Annotated in this window: 12 protein-coding genes; 9 read left to right on the forward strand and 3 right to left on the reverse strand. The window is 40.2% G+C overall.

From position 1 onward, the window contains the following. Nucleotides 1–133: 133 nt before the first annotated feature. The 7 genes from dnaA to FVA72_RS00035 all read left to right on the forward strand — a co-directional run bounded on the left by dnaA (nucleotide 134) and on the right by FVA72_RS00035 (nucleotide 11,575). The gene (dnaA, locus tag FVA72_RS00005; RefSeq protein WP_004906241.1) at nucleotides 134–1,525 is read left to right on the forward strand and encodes a chromosomal replication initiator protein DnaA; all 1,392 of its coding nucleotides are present in this window, start codon (nucleotides 134–136) and stop codon (nucleotides 1,523–1,525) included. 5 nt (nucleotides 1,526–1,530) lie between these two features. Next, complete coding sequence (gene dnaN, locus FVA72_RS00010) at nucleotides 1,531–2,631, forward strand: DNA polymerase III subunit beta (protein WP_004906243.1); 1,101 nt, start codon at nucleotides 1,531–1,533, stop codon at nucleotides 2,629–2,631. 9 nt (nucleotides 2,632–2,640) lie between these two features. Next, the gene (gene recF, locus FVA72_RS00015) at nucleotides 2,641–3,735 is read left to right on the forward strand and encodes a DNA replication/repair protein RecF (RefSeq protein ID WP_096863652.1); all 1,095 of its coding nucleotides are present in this window, start codon (nucleotides 2,641–2,643) and stop codon (nucleotides 3,733–3,735) included. An 18-nt stretch (nucleotides 3,736–3,753) separates the two neighbouring features. Then, nucleotides 3,754–6,168 (forward strand): DNA topoisomerase (ATP-hydrolyzing) subunit B, encoded by a 2,415-nt coding sequence (gyrB, locus tag FVA72_RS00020; protein ID WP_004906247.1) that lies wholly within the window; start codon nucleotides 3,754–3,756, stop codon nucleotides 6,166–6,168. A gap of 298 nt (nucleotides 6,169–6,466) precedes the next feature. Then, nucleotides 6,467–9,364, forward strand: coding sequence for an autotransporter domain-containing protein (locus FVA72_RS21790; protein WP_110592766.1), 2,898 nt, complete (start codon nucleotides 6,467–6,469; stop codon nucleotides 9,362–9,364). Between the two features lie 210 nt (nucleotides 9,365–9,574). After that, complete coding sequence (locus FVA72_RS00030) at nucleotides 9,575–11,158, forward strand: phosphoethanolamine transferase (RefSeq protein ID WP_110592765.1); 1,584 nt, start codon at nucleotides 9,575–9,577, stop codon at nucleotides 11,156–11,158. 69 nt (nucleotides 11,159–11,227) lie between these two features. Then, the gene (locus FVA72_RS00035; protein ID WP_004906256.1) at nucleotides 11,228–11,575 is read left to right on the forward strand and encodes a DUF1622 domain-containing protein; all 348 of its coding nucleotides are present in this window, start codon (nucleotides 11,228–11,230) and stop codon (nucleotides 11,573–11,575) included. 70 nt (nucleotides 11,576–11,645) lie between these two features. Here the strand turns inward: FVA72_RS00035 and asd are convergent, their stop codons facing one another. The 3 genes from asd to FVA72_RS00050 all read right to left on the reverse strand — a co-directional run bounded on the left by asd (nucleotide 11,646) and on the right by FVA72_RS00050 (nucleotide 13,491). Then, the gene (gene asd / locus FVA72_RS00040) at nucleotides 11,646–12,752 is read right to left on the reverse strand and encodes an aspartate-semialdehyde dehydrogenase (RefSeq protein ID WP_004906258.1); all 1,107 of its coding nucleotides are present in this window, start codon (nucleotides 12,750–12,752) and stop codon (nucleotides 11,646–11,648) included. Nucleotides 12,753–13,087: 335 nt separating this feature from the next. Beyond that, on the reverse strand, nucleotides 13,088–13,228 hold the full coding sequence (ykgO, locus tag FVA72_RS00045) for a type B 50S ribosomal protein L36 (protein ID WP_004906260.1): 141 nt from the start codon (nucleotides 13,226–13,228) through the stop codon (nucleotides 13,088–13,090). A 2-nt stretch (nucleotides 13,229–13,230) separates the two neighbouring features. Further along, entirely contained in the window at nucleotides 13,231–13,491 is a 261-nt protein-coding gene (locus FVA72_RS00050) for a type B 50S ribosomal protein L31 (RefSeq protein WP_004906261.1), read from the reverse strand. 251 nt (nucleotides 13,492–13,742) lie between these two features. Between FVA72_RS00050 and nagK the strand changes: the two genes are divergently transcribed. Continuing rightward, a complete protein-coding gene (gene nagK, locus FVA72_RS00055; RefSeq protein WP_094962017.1) occupies nucleotides 13,743–14,654 on the forward strand; it encodes an N-acetylglucosamine kinase in 912 nt (303 codons plus the stop codon). Between the two features lie 389 nt (nucleotides 14,655–15,043). Beyond that, nucleotides 15,044–15,682, forward strand: a complete 639-nt coding sequence (locus FVA72_RS00060; RefSeq protein ID WP_110592764.1) for an OB-fold-containig protein — start codon at nucleotides 15,044–15,046, stop codon at nucleotides 15,680–15,682. The last annotated feature ends 61 nt before the right edge of the window (nucleotides 15,683–15,743 follow it).

Raw genomic sequence — 15,743 nt, forward strand, 5'->3', positions numbered from 1 at the left:
AGTTAATCTAAAACATTTTTGGGTCATGCTACTACATGCTATTAAACTACATGCGATTAAAAGTAAGCCCGAGAAATTTCTTTGTTTACATCCGTACTTCTTGTTCCATTGACCTTGTTTAGGGGAGTCCAACGTGTCACTTTCGCTTTGGCAGCAATGTCTTGCCCGATTGCAGGATGAACTACCTGCCACAGAATTCAGTATGTGGATACGCCCCCTTCAAGCTGAATTAAACGACAATACACTGGCACTTTATGCCCCAAATCGTTTCGTTCTCGACTGGGTTAGAGACAAGTACATCAATAATATCAATGAATTATTGAATGACTTTTGTGGAACTGACGCGCCTGCACTACACTTTGAGGTAGGCAACAAACCGATTACAGTCGCACCGGCAGCAACACAAGCTCGTACCGCTCAACAAGTACCTGCGTTTGCCGTTCCGTCAGCCCCAATTAAACCGAGTTGGGACAACTCAGCCAAAGTACAACCAGAAGTTGCTTATCGTTCAAATGTAAACCCTAAGCACACTTTTGATAACTTTGTTGAAGGTAAATCGAACCAATTGGCTCGCGCCGCAGCGAGGCAAGTGGCAGAAAATCCAGGTGGGGCCTACAACCCATTATTTCTTTATGGTGGGACTGGTTTAGGTAAAACCCACTTATTACATGCTGTCGGCAATAGTATTATGCAGCATAAAGCCAACGCTCGCGTGGTTTATATGCATTCAGAACGTTTTGTTCAAGATATGGTCAAAGCTCTACAGAACAACGCAATTGAAGAATTTAAACGCTATTACCGTTCTGTAGATGCATTGCTTATTGACGATATCCAGTTTTTTGCTAACAAAGAGCGCTCGCAAGAAGAGTTTTTCCATACTTTTAATGCGCTACTTGAAGGTAATCAACAAATTATTTTGACCTCCGACCGTTACCCCAAAGAAATTAACGGTGTGGAAGATCGCTTAAAATCGCGTTTTGGCTGGGGTTTAACCGTGGCAATCGAGCCTCCTGAGTTAGAGACTCGCGTGGCGATTTTAATGAAAAAAGCAGATGAAAATGAGATTCAACTTCCGGGTGAAGTGGCCTTTTTCATCGCCAAGCGCCTTCGTTCGAACGTTCGTGAGTTAGAAGGGGCGTTAAATCGTGTCATTGCCAACGCAAACTTTACTGGCCGCGCGATTACTATCGATTTTGTCAGAGAAGCACTGCGTGACCTATTAGCACTACAAGAAAAACTGGTAACTATTGATAATATTCAAAAAACAGTTGCTGAATATTATAAAATTAAGGTAGCAGATTTACTGTCTAAACGCCGTTCCCGTTCTGTCGCACGTCCGCGTCAAATGGCAATGGCACTGGCGAAAGAGCTGACTAACCATAGTTTACCTGAAATCGGGGATGCCTTTGGCGGCCGTGACCATACCACGGTGTTACATGCTTGTCGTAAAATTGAACAATTACGGGAAGAAAGCCATGACATCAAAGAAGATTTTTCTAATTTAATCAGAACATTATCATCTTAATTGCTATGAAATTTACAATAGAACGCGAGCAGTTATTAAAACCGTTACAACAGGTTAGTGGTCCTTTAGGTGGGCGTCCAACTCTGCCTATTTTAGGTAACCTTTTATTACAGGTAAAAGAAGGTACCCTCCAACTCACTGGAACCGACCTTGAAATGGAGATGATGGCCAATGTTGCCCTAACTGGGGAACATGAAATTGGCGCAACGACCGTGCCCGCACGCAAGTTTTTTGATATCTGGCGTGGGTTACCTGAAGGTTCTGAAATTCATGTAGAGCTGAATGATGACAGACTGCTCGTCCGTTCTGGGCGTAGCCGCTTTTCATTATCCACATTGCCGGCCGCTGACTTTCCAAACTTGGATGACTGGCAAAGCGAAGTGGAATTTTCTCTTCCGCAATCAATACTGAAACGTTTAATTGAAGCCACTCAGTTTTCAATGGCGCACCAAGATGTCCGCTATTACCTCAACGGCATGCTATTTGAAACCGAAGATCAAATGCTCAGAACCGTTTCAACCGATGGGCACAGGCTTGCCGTGTGTGCGATGGATATTGGCCAATCGCTACCCTCTCATTCAGTGATAGTACCTCGTAAAGGGGTTATTGAGCTAATGCGTTTGTTAGATGGTGGTGACACCCCTCTACAACTGCAAATCGGCAGTAATAATATTCGCGCTCACGTGGGGGACTTTATCTTTACCTCTAAATTGGTTGATGGCCGTTTTCCTGATTACCGCCGAGTACTACCAAAAAACCCAGATAAAACCTTAGAAGCACGCTGTGATTTACTTAAACAAGCATTTTCGCGTGCGGCTATTTTATCGAATGAAAAATTCCGTGGTGTCCGTCTGTATTTCAGTGAAAACCAATTACGCATCACTGCCAATAACCCAGAGCAAGAAGAAGCTGAAGAAATTGTTGATGTAAGCTACCAAGGTACTGAAATGGAAATTGGCTTTAACGTCAGCTACATCTTAGATGTCTTAAATGCGCTAAAAAGTGAAAATGTGCAACTTCTGTTAACCGACGCCGTTTCCAGTGTGCAGATTGAAGACGCTGATAGTAAAGCAGCCGTGTATGTTGTCATGCCAATGCGCTTGTAATCGGTATTTATGATCCTTTCGCGTTTATTGATCCGTGATTTTCGAAATATTGAAAATGCGGATCTCTCCCTTGCTAATGGGTTCAATTTTTTAATTGGCCCCAATGGGAGCGGAAAAACTAGCATATTGGAAGCCATATATACACTCGGTCATGGTCGTGCATTTCGCAGCATTCAAGCGAACAGAGTTATTCGTCATGAGCAAGAACAATTCATTCTTCATGGTAAACTTAGCCATTTAGATGAACAGCGAAAAGACCTTTCATTAGGTTTAAGCAAAAACCGTGATGGTGACAGTAAAGTTCGAATAGACGGTACTGATGGCCATAAAATTGCAGAACTAGCAAAATTATTGCCAATGCAATTGATTACCCCAGAAGGGTTTACCTTGCTAAACGGTGGCCCTAAATATCGACGGGCTTTTATTGATTGGGGTTGTTTTCACAATGACCCACTGTTTTTTTCAGTATGGTCAGATTTAAAACGGTTATTAAAGCAACGTAATGCCGCTTTACGACAAGTTACCCGTTATGAGCAAATTCGTCATTGGGATAAACAACTGGCACCGCTTTCTGAGCAAATAAGCCAATGGCGTCATGACTATATTGCAGGTATTGCCGAAAATATTGAGCAAACTTGCCAACAGTTTTTACCCGAATTTTCACTCTCGGTATCCTTCCAACGTGGTTGGGATAAAGAAATTGATTATTCAGAACAATTAGAGCGCCAATTTGAGCGTGATAGAGCACTAACCTATACCGCTTCAGGGCCACATAAAGCGGATTTGCGTATACGAGCAAATGGAACCCCTGTTGAAGATATGCTTTCGCGGGGGCAATTGAAGCTACTTATGTGTGCATTAAGGTTAGCGCAGGGTGAATTTTTCACCCATCAGAGCGGGCAACGATGCCTGTATCTACTGGATGATTTTGCTTCTGAACTTGATGCAGGCCGTCGCCAATTGCTGGCAGCCCGCCTCAAAGCTACACAAGCGCAAGTGTTTGTCAGTGCCATTACACCTGAGCAAGTTAATGATATGATAGATGCAAATAGCAAGATGTTTAGTGTAGAACATGGCAAAATAGAAGTTCAACCTCAGGAATAGAAAGAGCAGGAAACGTTGATGTCGAATACATATGACTCCTCAAGTATCAAGGTATTAAAAGGACTGGATGCGGTGCGTAAGCGCCCGGGCATGTATATCGGTGATACAGACGATGGAACAGGTCTTCATCACATGGTTTTCGAGGTTGTCGACAACGCTATCGACGAAGCCCTCGCAGGCTTTTGTGATGATATCGTGATCACTATCCATGCCGATAACTCTATCTCCGTACAGGATGATGGACGTGGTATCCCTACAGGTATCCACGAAGAAGAAGGCGTCTCCGCCGCAGAGGTTATCATGACCGTTCTGCACGCTGGCGGAAAATTTGATGACAACTCCTATAAAGTCTCCGGCGGTTTGCATGGTGTTGGGGTTTCCGTTGTTAACGCCTTATCTGAAAAATTAGAATTAGTTATCCGCCGTGATGGCAAAGTTCATGAGCAAATCTACAAACACGGTGAGCCTCAAGGGCCTCTGACTGTAGTCGGCGAAACCGACCAAACAGGAACACGCGTTCGTTTTTGGCCAAGCATGGACACCTTCAAAGGTGTGACTGAATTTGAATACGACGTCTTAGCAAAACGCTTACGTGAGTTATCGTTCCTAAACTCAGGTGTTTCTATTAAGCTCGTCGATAAACGCGATGGCAAAGAAGACCATTTCCATTATGAAGGCGGTATTAAAGCCTTTGTTGAGTATTTAAGCCGTAACAAAACCCCTATCCACCCTTCTGTCTTTTATTTTTCAACTGAAAAAGACGGTATTGGCGTCGAAGTTTCAATGCAGTGGAATGATGGTTTCCAAGAAAACGTATACTGCTTCACCAATAACATTCCTCAGCGTGATGGGGGAACTCACCTCGCTGGTTTCCGTGCAGCAATGACGCGTACATTGAATAACTACATGGAAAAAGAAGGCTATCAGAAAAAAAGCAAAGTCAACGCAACCGGTGACGATGCACGTGAAGGCCTGATTGCCGTTATTTCAGTGAAAGTTCCAGACCCTAAATTCTCATCACAAACCAAAGAAAAATTAGTCTCTTCCGAAGTGAAAACGGCGGTTGAAACGATGATGAATGAGAAATTAGTTGAGTATTTACTGGAAAACCCAAACGACGCGAAAATCGTTGTGGGTAAAATCATCGATGCAGCACGCGCACGTGAAGCAGCACGTAAAGCCCGCGAAATGACTCGCCGTAAAGGCGCGTTAGACTTAGCTGGCTTGCCAGGTAAACTGGCTGACTGCCAAGAACGTGACCCTGCGCTATCTGAACTGTACCTTGTGGAAGGGGACTCCGCGGGCGGCTCTGCAAAACAAGGCCGTAACCGTAAGAACCAAGCCATTTTGCCACTGAAAGGTAAAATTCTAAACGTAGAGAAAGCGCGTTTCGATAAAATGCTTTCTTCACAAGAGGTTGCAACCCTGATTACGGCATTAGGTTGTGGTATTGGTCGCGATGAATATAACCCAGACAAACTGCGTTATCACAGCATCATTATCATGACGGATGCGGACGTCGATGGTTCGCACATTCGTACGTTACTGTTGACCTTCTTCTACCGCCAAATGCCTGAAATTGTTGAACGTGGTCATATCTTTATAGCTCAACCACCTCTGTATAAAGTGAAACGTGGTAAACAAGAGCAATACATTAAAGATGACGATGCGATGGACGATTACCTGATTTCTATCGCCCTTGATGGTGCTGAACTGCATTTAAGTGCCGAAGCTCCAGCAATGAAAGGCGAAGAACTGGAAAAACTGGTTGTCGAATATAATGCCGCACACCGTATTATTCGTCGTCTTGAGCGCCTTTACCCTCAAGCCCTACTTAACAGCTTGGTTTATCAGTCAACCTTGACTGAAGATGATTTAAAAGTCAGCGAAAAAGTGGAAGAATGGGCTAAAACTCTGGTTAAGCGCTTAGAAGATAACGAGCAATTCGGTAGCACATATAGTTATACCATTAACGAAAACCGTGAACGTCAATTATTCGAACCAACTATCCGTATTCGCACCCATGGTGTTGATACCGACTATAATCTCGATTTTGATTTTGTTCATGGCAGTGAATACCGCCGTATCACTCATTTAGGTGACTTAATCAGTGGCTTAATTGAAGAAGGTGCTTACATCAAGCGTGGTGAACGCCGTCAAGATATCAGTAACTTCGAAGAAGCTTTGGCTTGGTTAACACGTGAGTCACGTCGCGGCCTATACGTACAGCGTTATAAAGGTCTTGGTGAAATGAACCCTGAGCAACTTTGGGAAACCACCATGAACCCTGAGACGCGCCGTATGATGCGTGTAACGGTTAAAGATGCAATTGCAACCGACTTACTATTCACCACATTAATGGGTGATGCTGTTGAGCCGCGCCGTGCATTTATCGAAGAGAATGCATTAAAAGCAGCAAATATTGATATTTAACTATTCTGCTAATTAAACGTTATTCAATAACCCCATACGAAAGTTTGGGGTTATTTTTTATGATTTTTTTTATAGCTATTATTTTATTTTTACTATTTAATCAAACCAATAATAAAATAATAAAAAAACAAAACCAATCAATAAAAAGCCTCTTCGTAAAAAACAAAACAATTAAAAATAAAACTTATCACTTTAATTAATAAAGGTTTTTTATTTTTAAAACTGTCATAAAAGATAAATATATTATAAATAAACTCCGCCAAATGAAATTTTTACCAATAGCATCGGCGGAGTTATAATGAGAAAAATTTTTATTTCAGCATCAATGACCTTATTGCCATTCATATTCACCAATACTCTAACAGCAAAAACGAATCTTTTAGAATTAGAGAAAAATATTATCAATACAAGAAGTGCATGGCTTGAAGATATAAAACAAAATATTATTAATAATACACCTAAAGAAGGTAGCGAAGTTGCTGAGCAAGATAGGCTGATTAGTAACGAATACATCAATATTACAGGTGAAAGGAAAAATTTAGCACTCGCGGATAAATCCCAAAACTCAGGTTATTTATTTAATAGTTTTCAAACCATCCTGTTTGGCGAACATGATCTTAACCTAAGAAACCATAGCCAATACAAAGAAATCAATTTATTACATGACACAAGTACTCGTGCTTATGATGAAAAAAAGCAGCGTACTCGGTCAGTCGATTTTATTCTTAAAGACCATTTTAAACGCGGTCGCCCTTATCAAGTGTTGAATGATGAAGGCCATTATATTGCGGGCTACTCACAAATACAGGGCTCATCTTACCCTAGTGGCCATACGTGGAATGGTTTTAAACAAGCTGCCGTATTAGCGATGATTTTCCCTGAAAAAGGCAGTGAAACGTTCAACCGAGCGATTGAATACGGTGAAAGCCGCGTGATTGTTGGCGCACACTTCGCCACCGATACCATCGCTTCCCGTGTAGGTAATTATTATTTATTATCACAGCTACTATCCGATGAAAAAAACACCAAATTCATTGTTGAATCGGCAAAAAATATTCGTAATGACATTTCATCATCATGTTCAAATAACATACAAAATTGCCTAACCGTTTCTTCCCCTATTACCAATGACCACATTGGTTATTATGGAAAAAAAGAAATACAAGATACACCAATGATCGACCCTAAAAATATCCCTAAAACGGCGGGTTATTTACTTCGATTACGTTTCCCTTACTTGAATAATGCACAATGGAATAATATTTTAGCCAGCACGGCATATCCAAGCCAGTCAATTGCGGGTTGGAATATCAAAGAAAATGATCCGAACTCTTATTGGGGATTAATTAACCTACCTACGGCTTATCATGGCCCCGCTTATTTATATGAAAACTTTATCGTCAACCAAAACACTAATGACTTTGATATTGCTAATTTTGGAAAGTTAGATGAATGGACAAACAATATACAAGGCACAGGAAAGTTAACGAAACAGGGCCAAGGAACATTAGTATTATCTGGTAACAATACCTTCGCAGGCTTTACAGTAAACCAAGGCCATTTAGTCTTAACGGGTGAAAATAAATACTCGCAAAAATCCCATATTAATGGCGGAACCGTCACCCTGAAAAAAACCTTAAACTCTTCATTAGATATCAATAAAGGCGCGCTGGTCCTAGATAACGGCAAAATCGGAGCTTCCGTCAATATTAACCACCACGGTTTACTAACGGGCAATGGAAGCATTCATCAATTAACCGCCAACCAAGGCGCTGTTGTTGCACCAGGCCATTCAGTTGGCACAATTAATATTGTTGATTCCGTGAGTTTTGCACCAGATAGCCATTATTTGGTTGAAATCAATCCAGCAGGTAAAAACGATAAGATCATCAGCCAAGGCTCAGCTTCATTAAAGGGCGGGACCGTCAGTGTCACTCTTGAAAATCAAAATAGCCCGCTTTCTAAGCAAGATATCAACCAACTATTTGATACACAATATACGATATTAACTGCTCAAAAAGGGATTGATGGCCAATTTGATGCCGTTGTACCTAATTACCAGTTTATTGGAACGACGCTAAATTACTCCCCCAAAGAAGTCACACTTAAAATAGGGCGTAATAACACGGCATTTTCCAGCACGGCAGCAACACAAAACCAAATCGCAGTGGCTGAAGCCATTGAAACACTTCCTACGCACCATGCGCTTTATGAACAAACGTTGAAAAGCCAAACAAAACAACAAGCTCAAACGATATTTAGCAATGTCACAGGCCAAATATACGCTGACGTATTATCCAATCAAATAAATAATAGCCGTCAGATTAAAGAAACACTACTTGAGCAAGCTCGCTTATCTGAATCATGGGGTAGCGAAAACAAAGGCAATGTGTGGGTCAAAATGCTCTATGATTGGGATAAAACGACCGACGATAACAATGCCACTGGGTATAAATCATCAAATTATGGTTTATTGCTTGGGGCAAATCGACGTTTTATTAACGAAAAAATGACATTAGGTATCGCCGCAGGTTTTAGCCAAAGTGACTTATCTAACCCCTTTGACCACGCTAATAGTAATAACTACCATGCCGCCATTTATGGTAGCGCTTTATGGCAACCTATCGCGGTTCGTGCAGGGCTCGGTCACACTTCACATCTCACTCATACCGAACGCTCAATCAGTGATGGTACAAGTCACTCATCGAGCTATTATACCAATACACATCAAGCATTTATGGAGCTGGCCTATCCAATTAACTCAAAAGGGATAAATATTGAGCCATTTACCAATCTCACTTATATCAGCGCAATGAATCATGCTATTAATGAGAACATCAACAGCACATCACTACAGGCACGTAAACAGCGCATCAATACGGTGTTATCAACCCTTGGGCTACGCCTTGATAACCAATGGAAATTGAGTAAAACATCAAATATCGGTTTACACGGTGAGCTTAACTGGCAATATCAATACGGGAATTTAAATAGAGGACTAAAATTGAATTTTACCGATACCGCGAGCTCATTTACAGCGCATAGTGTTCCTGCATCACGCCATGGTGTCGCATTAAAAGTCGGTACCGATATCAATATAAAAGAAAATACAAAGCTATCAATTAATTATAATAAATTTTTATCAAAAAATTATCACGATAACAATATTGATGCCAAAATTGCGGTAACTTTCTAACTCAATACTTTACCTCCCCTCGCAACTTGTGGGGGGCAGGTCATGACTAAACATCACGAGATTTTACAGTTTTTTACGCCACTATTTTGATTATCTTATCTTTTTTTATGTTATAAACAAACAACGCCCTAAGTTAATTAGATGTTAATTAACTATTTTTTAATTGTCTCTATAACCTCAGGTAAGGTCAAAAATACGTAAAATAACACTATGATACGCCAACTTATTATTTCAATTTATGCATTATTGATATCTATCACCCCTGTATTTTTCAGTGGAGATGCCAGCATTATGGCTGACATTGCCATCGTCATTTCAGGAGCGCTGATAATACTGTTATGTGCCGGTATTTATCGCTTTTTGCTTGGCAAAATTTTCACGGTGTTTGTTTCACTCCTGTGGGCTCTCAATTTATCTGTTTCATTCTTCTTTTATCAAAAACACGATATCCGCTTTTCTTCTTCGATTGCAGAAACTTTTATCAATACCAATAGCAGTGAAACCGTAGGAATGCTTTCCTATAACATTGGTTATGTTATTTTTTATTTATTTGTTTTTTCTGCTTATTTAGCATGTATTCATCAATGTGCAAAATACATGAATCGTCGTATAACAACGACAAGTATGGCTCTACTTTGTGGCTATCTATTAGCTATTCCAACCTATTACGCCTCATTACTAAGCAAGCCTGATAGCGCGTTATTGATCACAGAAAAATACTTCTTAAATACCCCTTTCTACAATGCGGCGGCTTTAGTCAAAAATTTGTATGAAAACCGGGGCATAAAAAAAATATCATCACAAAAGGTCGCATTTAACTACCAGAAAAAAGCGTCTGAAACTGAAATCTATGTGCTTGTCATTGGTGAGTCATTGCGCCGTGATCATATGGGTTTTTACGGCTATCAGTATGATACAACGCCTAACTTAAATAAGCGCAAATCACAAATATTGGCGTTTCAACAAGCTTATTCCCCTGCACCTGTGACTATCTTGTCAGTCCCTATTTCACTATCTAATATTCGCTTTGAGCAAATGCAGGATAAATCACACTATTCGGACAATATCATTTCATTAGCCAATCATGCGGGCTTTAAAACCTATTGGGTCAGCAACCAGGGAAAAACCAATAAACGTACCAGTATCATTTCTGCTATTGCTTCTATGTCACAAAAGAAAACGTGGAACGAATTTGTCGGCTACGATGAAGAGCTGCAAGATGACTTCAATAACGCGATCAATGACCCTACTGATAAGAAAAAACTCATTGTGTTACATACTTATGGCAGCCATGAACCTGCCTGTAACCGCTTTCCTGAAGATGAGCTAAAAACATTTAGTGGCCAAGACGATGACGATTGCTATGACAGTTCAATTGCTTATACCGATAAATTTATCGAAAGCCTAATGCAACAACTCGAAGGGAAACCTGCGACGTTGATGTACTATTCAGACCACGCATTACAACGCCTAGACAGCGATAACAATATTCACTACCACCATGGCGTTAACAACCCAAGAAAAGAAGCCTATGAAATCCCCTTGCTGATTTGGTACAGTCAAAGCGCCAGTAAACCAAGTATCAGCCCAGAAAATTTACAGTCTCCCTATTCTACTGCGAATAATTACTGGCTAATCAGTGATTGGCTTAATATACAACAAGGTTCACAGCAAGCTTGCTTATCACCTTTACGTGAATGTTATCAACCCAATAAAAATATTCAGGTAATCGATGGCAATCGAAATATTTTATCCATTAGCCAATTACCTTCTGAGACGATAGATCCACAATAAAACTCGATATTTTGCGAATATTTGCCCATAGTTAACAAATATGAATCCTGCTTACCTATCGAGGTTTTAATGTTCGATTTAGTTTTTTTACGTGAATTACTGGTGTCTAGTGTTCACGTACTCCAGTTACTTTTAGAAGCAATTTCAGTCATCTGCGTGGTGATTGGGTTAATCAAGACCCTAATCGTGTGGATGAAAACCCAAAAAGCACGTACCGCTCGCTATTGTTTTGGTGATTGGTTAGCGACTGCATTGGAGTTCCAACTCGCTGCGGATATTTTAGCAACGACCGTCGACCCTGATTTAGATAGCCTTATCAAATTAGGTATTATTGCCGTGATCCGAACATTCTTGAACTACTTCTTGGCAAAAGAGTTAGAACACCAGCCACCGCAGAATGAACCGACTCGTCACTGATTTAGGTACAAAAAAACCTGCATATTGAATTATGCAGGTTTATCGAATACGACTTATCGCTGTGCCGCGCTTATAATAAAATTCTTAGCATGCGGCGAAGAGGCTCGGCGGCTCCCCACAATAATTGGTCACCAACCGTAAAGGCAGATAAGTATTCAGGGCCCATATTCAGTTTACGCAAGCGACCAACAGGAGTGCTAAGCGTACCAGTAACTGCCGCTGGAGTTAACTCACGCATAGTGATTTCGCGGTCATTAGGAACCACTTTCACCCAATCATTATGTGAGGCAAGCAATTGCTCAACTTCATTCAACGGAACATCTTTTTTCAGCTTCAATGTGAAAGCTTGGCTATGACAGCGCAGCGCACCAATACGTACACATAAACCATCAACTGGAATAATGTTATTGCCTGTTGCAAGAATTTTGTTCGTTTCCGCTTGACCTTTCCATTCTTCACGACTTTGACCGTTTTCTAATGCTTTATCAATCCATGGGATCAGGCTGCCCGCTAATGGTACACCGAACGCATCCGTTGGCATTGTGCCACTACGAGTGAAATCTGTGACTTTTTTCTCAATATCTAAAATAGCAGAAGCTGGGTCTTGGAGTTCTTTAGCGACCTGAGTATGTAAAGACCCCATTTGTGCCAGAAGCTCACGCATATTACGAGCCCCTGCCCCTGATGCTGCTTGATAAGTTGCAACAGATGCCCATTCCACTAAATTATTAGTGAACAGCCCACCTAAAGACATCAACATCAGGCTTACCGTACAGTTACCACCAACAAAGGTCTTAATGCCTTTATTTAACCCATCTTGGATATGTTGGTTATTCACTGGGTCAAGAATAATGATCGCGTCATCTTTCATACGTAATGAAGACGCCGCATCAATCCAGTAACCATTCCAACCAGACTCACGAAGTTTAGGATAAACTTCATTAGTGTAATCACCACCTTGGCAGCTAATAATAATATCCAGCGCTTTTAATGCATCAATATCAAAGGCATCCTGTAAAACACCACGGTGACCACCATAAACAGGTGCTTCGGCACCATGTTGTGATGTGGTAAAGAAAACAGGATGAATCGCATCAAAATCACGTTCTTCTACCATTCTCTGCATCAATACTGAGCCGACCATTCCTCGCCAGCCAACAAACCCTACATTTTTCATTTTTACTCACCCTGTTCGTTTAAATTTTTACCAAGAAATTTCTAGTTTCGACTCCACAAAGTAAATACCGTCATTGTTATCATTCATTCAGTATTCACAAAAATTGAAGCTAGAAATTTTTCGGATGTATTAAACCTGACAAAATATGCATCTATGTGCAAGTGAATTTCATCACTAATAATAAGAAGATTAGTAATCATGCTAATAATCGAGGGAATCAGTGGACAAAAAAACAAATAAAAAAAGCCACGGCAGAGAGCAATAATCTGCAATGGCTAAGCAAATAGAATATAAAGCGATACAGGAAATTTTATAATTATATTTAAATTCAATAGTTAACGTTTTTTCTTACAGCCTTGAACCGCTTTAAAGCGCGGGTTTGTTTTACAAATGACATACACCCGCCCACGACGGCGAACAATTTGGCAATCTGGATGACGGGTTTTTGCCGTTTTTAATGAACTCAGTACTTTCATCTTTATTTACCCTCTGACTGTAAAAAACGACCAAAGCGTTTCTGGAACTGTGCCGTTTTACCTTCCTGAGAAATCATTTTCTGTTTACCGGTATAAAACGGATGTGACTGAGAAGAGACATCAAGCGTGACATATGGAAATATTTCACCCTCATACTCGATTGTTTTTTCAGTTTTTATTGTTGAACCTACTTTAAAATAGGCGTCTGCACTTGTGTCATGGAAAACCACGGTGCGGTATTGTGGATGGATCCCCTGTTTCATAATAACCACCTAGATGTAATGTTATAATATAACAATAACGCATTTAAAATAGTGGTGCAATTATTTTTTATTCAAAAAGGTTCAAAAAGGCTAAAAGTTAAGAAAAGGTGCCATATACAAAATAAAAACCAAAACAGTAATTTATCCTCTGATGAACTTTTGTATAATTAGATCAGTAGATTCCATCATTTATTATTTATCAAATAGATACGTTATCTTTTTAATAAATAAACCATTAGGGGAAGATGAAAATGTATTACGGCTTTGACATGGGCGGGACAAAAATTGAGCTTGCCGTCTTTGACAACGAATTAAATCAGGTCTGGCAAAAGCGTGTTCCTACACCCAAAGATGACTACCAAACGCTCTTAAATACGTTTCTCGAACTCACACTCGAAGCAGATGAAAAATTTAATTGCCAAGGAAAAGTTGGTGTTGGCGTCCCCGGTATCGTAAACCATGCTGAAGGAACCGTATTTACAACCAATGTCCCTACTGCACAATACAAACCTTTAATTCATGATCTTGCTAATATATTACAACGCCCAGTAAAAGTAGAAAATGATGCAAATTGCTTTGCATTATCAGAAGCTTGGGACCCTGACTTCAAACGCTATCCTACCGTCCTTGGTTTAATTTTAGGGACTGGTGTGGGCGGTGGGTTTATTATAAATGGCAAAGTTTTATCCGGTAAAAATGGAATCGCTGGAGAAATTGGCCATATGAACCTCAGCGTTCGTGGAGCCAAGCTGTTAGGGGAAAAAGTTCCTGAAATAACTTGCGGCTGTGGCCAAACTGCTTGTTTTGAAACCTACCTATCAGGCCCAGGCTTTGAGCGTATTTATTCCTCATTCACCAATGAAAAACGTTCCGCTATCGAAATTATCGAACAATATAAACAAGGTGATATTCAAGCAAAAGAACATGTTAACCGCTATATGTCATTACTTGCGATGTTTATGGGGCAAATTGTCACTGTTTTTGACCCCGATTTAGTGGTTATTGGCGGAGGTTTGTCACAGTTTGAAGAAATCTATAAACAACTACCAGAAGTGCTTCCACAATACCTTTATGGCATCGCAACACTACCTGCAATTGAAAAAGCACGTTATGGTGACTCTGGAGGTGCACGAGGTGCGGCATTCCTGAACTTGATAGACTAATCTTACTTTTTTGCGCTTCATAGATGCTTTAAACAGTGAAGCGCAAATTTATCACCTTAATCAACTCTATTCTCCCCATTTTGTACTTTAAACCCCCATTCTTTGTTTGAGAATGATTATCATCAACTTAACGATTAATGGTAAAATTCTCTCCTATCAATGCCCTGTTATTATCAATAAGACTTTAGGAATAACTTCACCAAATAAAACTGGATAAACAACCAGTGTTATAAGAAACTCCCAAAAAATAAAAGTGCTTATAGACTAGTCTGATACTGCTATTAATTAAAAAATATATTATTAAGTTAAATTATTTTATGGTGATAAATTAAACAAACGTTACTTTTCACGTAAACTCAATAATGTATTAATAATAAAGAGAAAACCCTATGAGTTTGTTTTTCCATAACAGTTTGATGTTCCCAACAATTATCTTTAGTGGTTTGCTAATCATTGTTTTATTTTATTGGTTATGTGCCGCTTTTGGTTTATTGGATATCGACGTATTTAATATTGATACCGAATTTGATGCCGGTATTGATGCAACCGGTTTTGCTGGCTGGTTAACTAAGCTTGGCTTAGCAGGGATCCCTGTCACCATTATTGTCACGTTATTTACTCTTTTTGGCTGGATAATCAGTTATTTCAGCGTACATATCTTTATTCGCTTCATTGATACTGACTTATTACGCTATCTCGTCAGCTTCGCCGTTTTTGCGATCACCCTATTTATCTCTCTTCATTTAACCGCTTTGTGCTTAAAACCTGTGCGTAAAAAACTAGTGAGCCTCAATAAACCAAAAACAGTACAACAACTTATCGGTAAATACGCCACTGTACGGTCAGGAGCGGTAACTGAACAAAATGGCGAGGCACTATTAGAAGATGGTGGAGCTGGGTTAATTCTACAAATACGCGCCCCATCCTCAGAACAGTTAAAACGCGGTGATCGTGTAGTCATCATTAGCTATGACGCAGCATCGCACAGTTATCAAGTTGTCAGTGAAAATGAATTTCGCCACGGATAACTTCTCTTTTTAAAAATAAATATCTTGCTTGCATAATCGAAATGACGTCATCGTCAGAACC

This window comes from Providencia sp. PROV061 (assembly GCF_011045655.1).
GTDB lineage: Bacteria > Pseudomonadota > Gammaproteobacteria > Enterobacterales > Enterobacteriaceae > Providencia > Providencia hangzhouensis.

Bases quoted from the DNA above. Each gene is read 5' to 3' on its own strand.
- dnaN (WP_004906243.1), top strand. From the start codon at position 1,531: ATGAAATTTACAATAGAACGCGAGCAGTTATTAAAACCGTTACAACAG.
- recF (WP_096863652.1), top strand. From the start codon at position 2,641: ATGATCCTTTCGCGTTTATTGATCCGTGATTTTCGAAATATTGAAAAT.
- gyrB (WP_004906247.1), top strand. From the start codon at position 3,754: ATGTCGAATACATATGACTCCTCAAGTATCAAGGTATTAAAAGGACTG.
- FVA72_RS21790 (WP_110592766.1), top strand. From the start codon at position 6,467: ATGAGAAAAATTTTTATTTCAGCATCAATGACCTTATTGCCATTCATA.
- FVA72_RS00030 (WP_110592765.1), top strand. From the start codon at position 9,575: ATGATACGCCAACTTATTATTTCAATTTATGCATTATTGATATCTATC.
- FVA72_RS00035 (WP_004906256.1), top strand. From the start codon at position 11,228: ATGTTCGATTTAGTTTTTTTACGTGAATTACTGGTGTCTAGTGTTCAC.
- asd (WP_004906258.1), bottom strand. From the start codon at position 12,752: ATGAAAAATGTAGGGTTTGTTGGCTGGCGAGGAATGGTCGGCTCAGTA.
- ykgO (WP_004906260.1), bottom strand. From the start codon at position 13,228: ATGAAAGTACTGAGTTCATTAAAAACGGCAAAAACCCGTCATCCAGAT.
- FVA72_RS00050 (WP_004906261.1), bottom strand. From the start codon at position 13,491: ATGAAACAGGGGATCCATCCACAATACCGCACCGTGGTTTTCCATGAC.
- nagK (WP_094962017.1), top strand. From the start codon at position 13,743: ATGTATTACGGCTTTGACATGGGCGGGACAAAAATTGAGCTTGCCGTC.
- FVA72_RS00060 (WP_110592764.1), top strand. From the start codon at position 15,044: ATGAGTTTGTTTTTCCATAACAGTTTGATGTTCCCAACAATTATCTTT.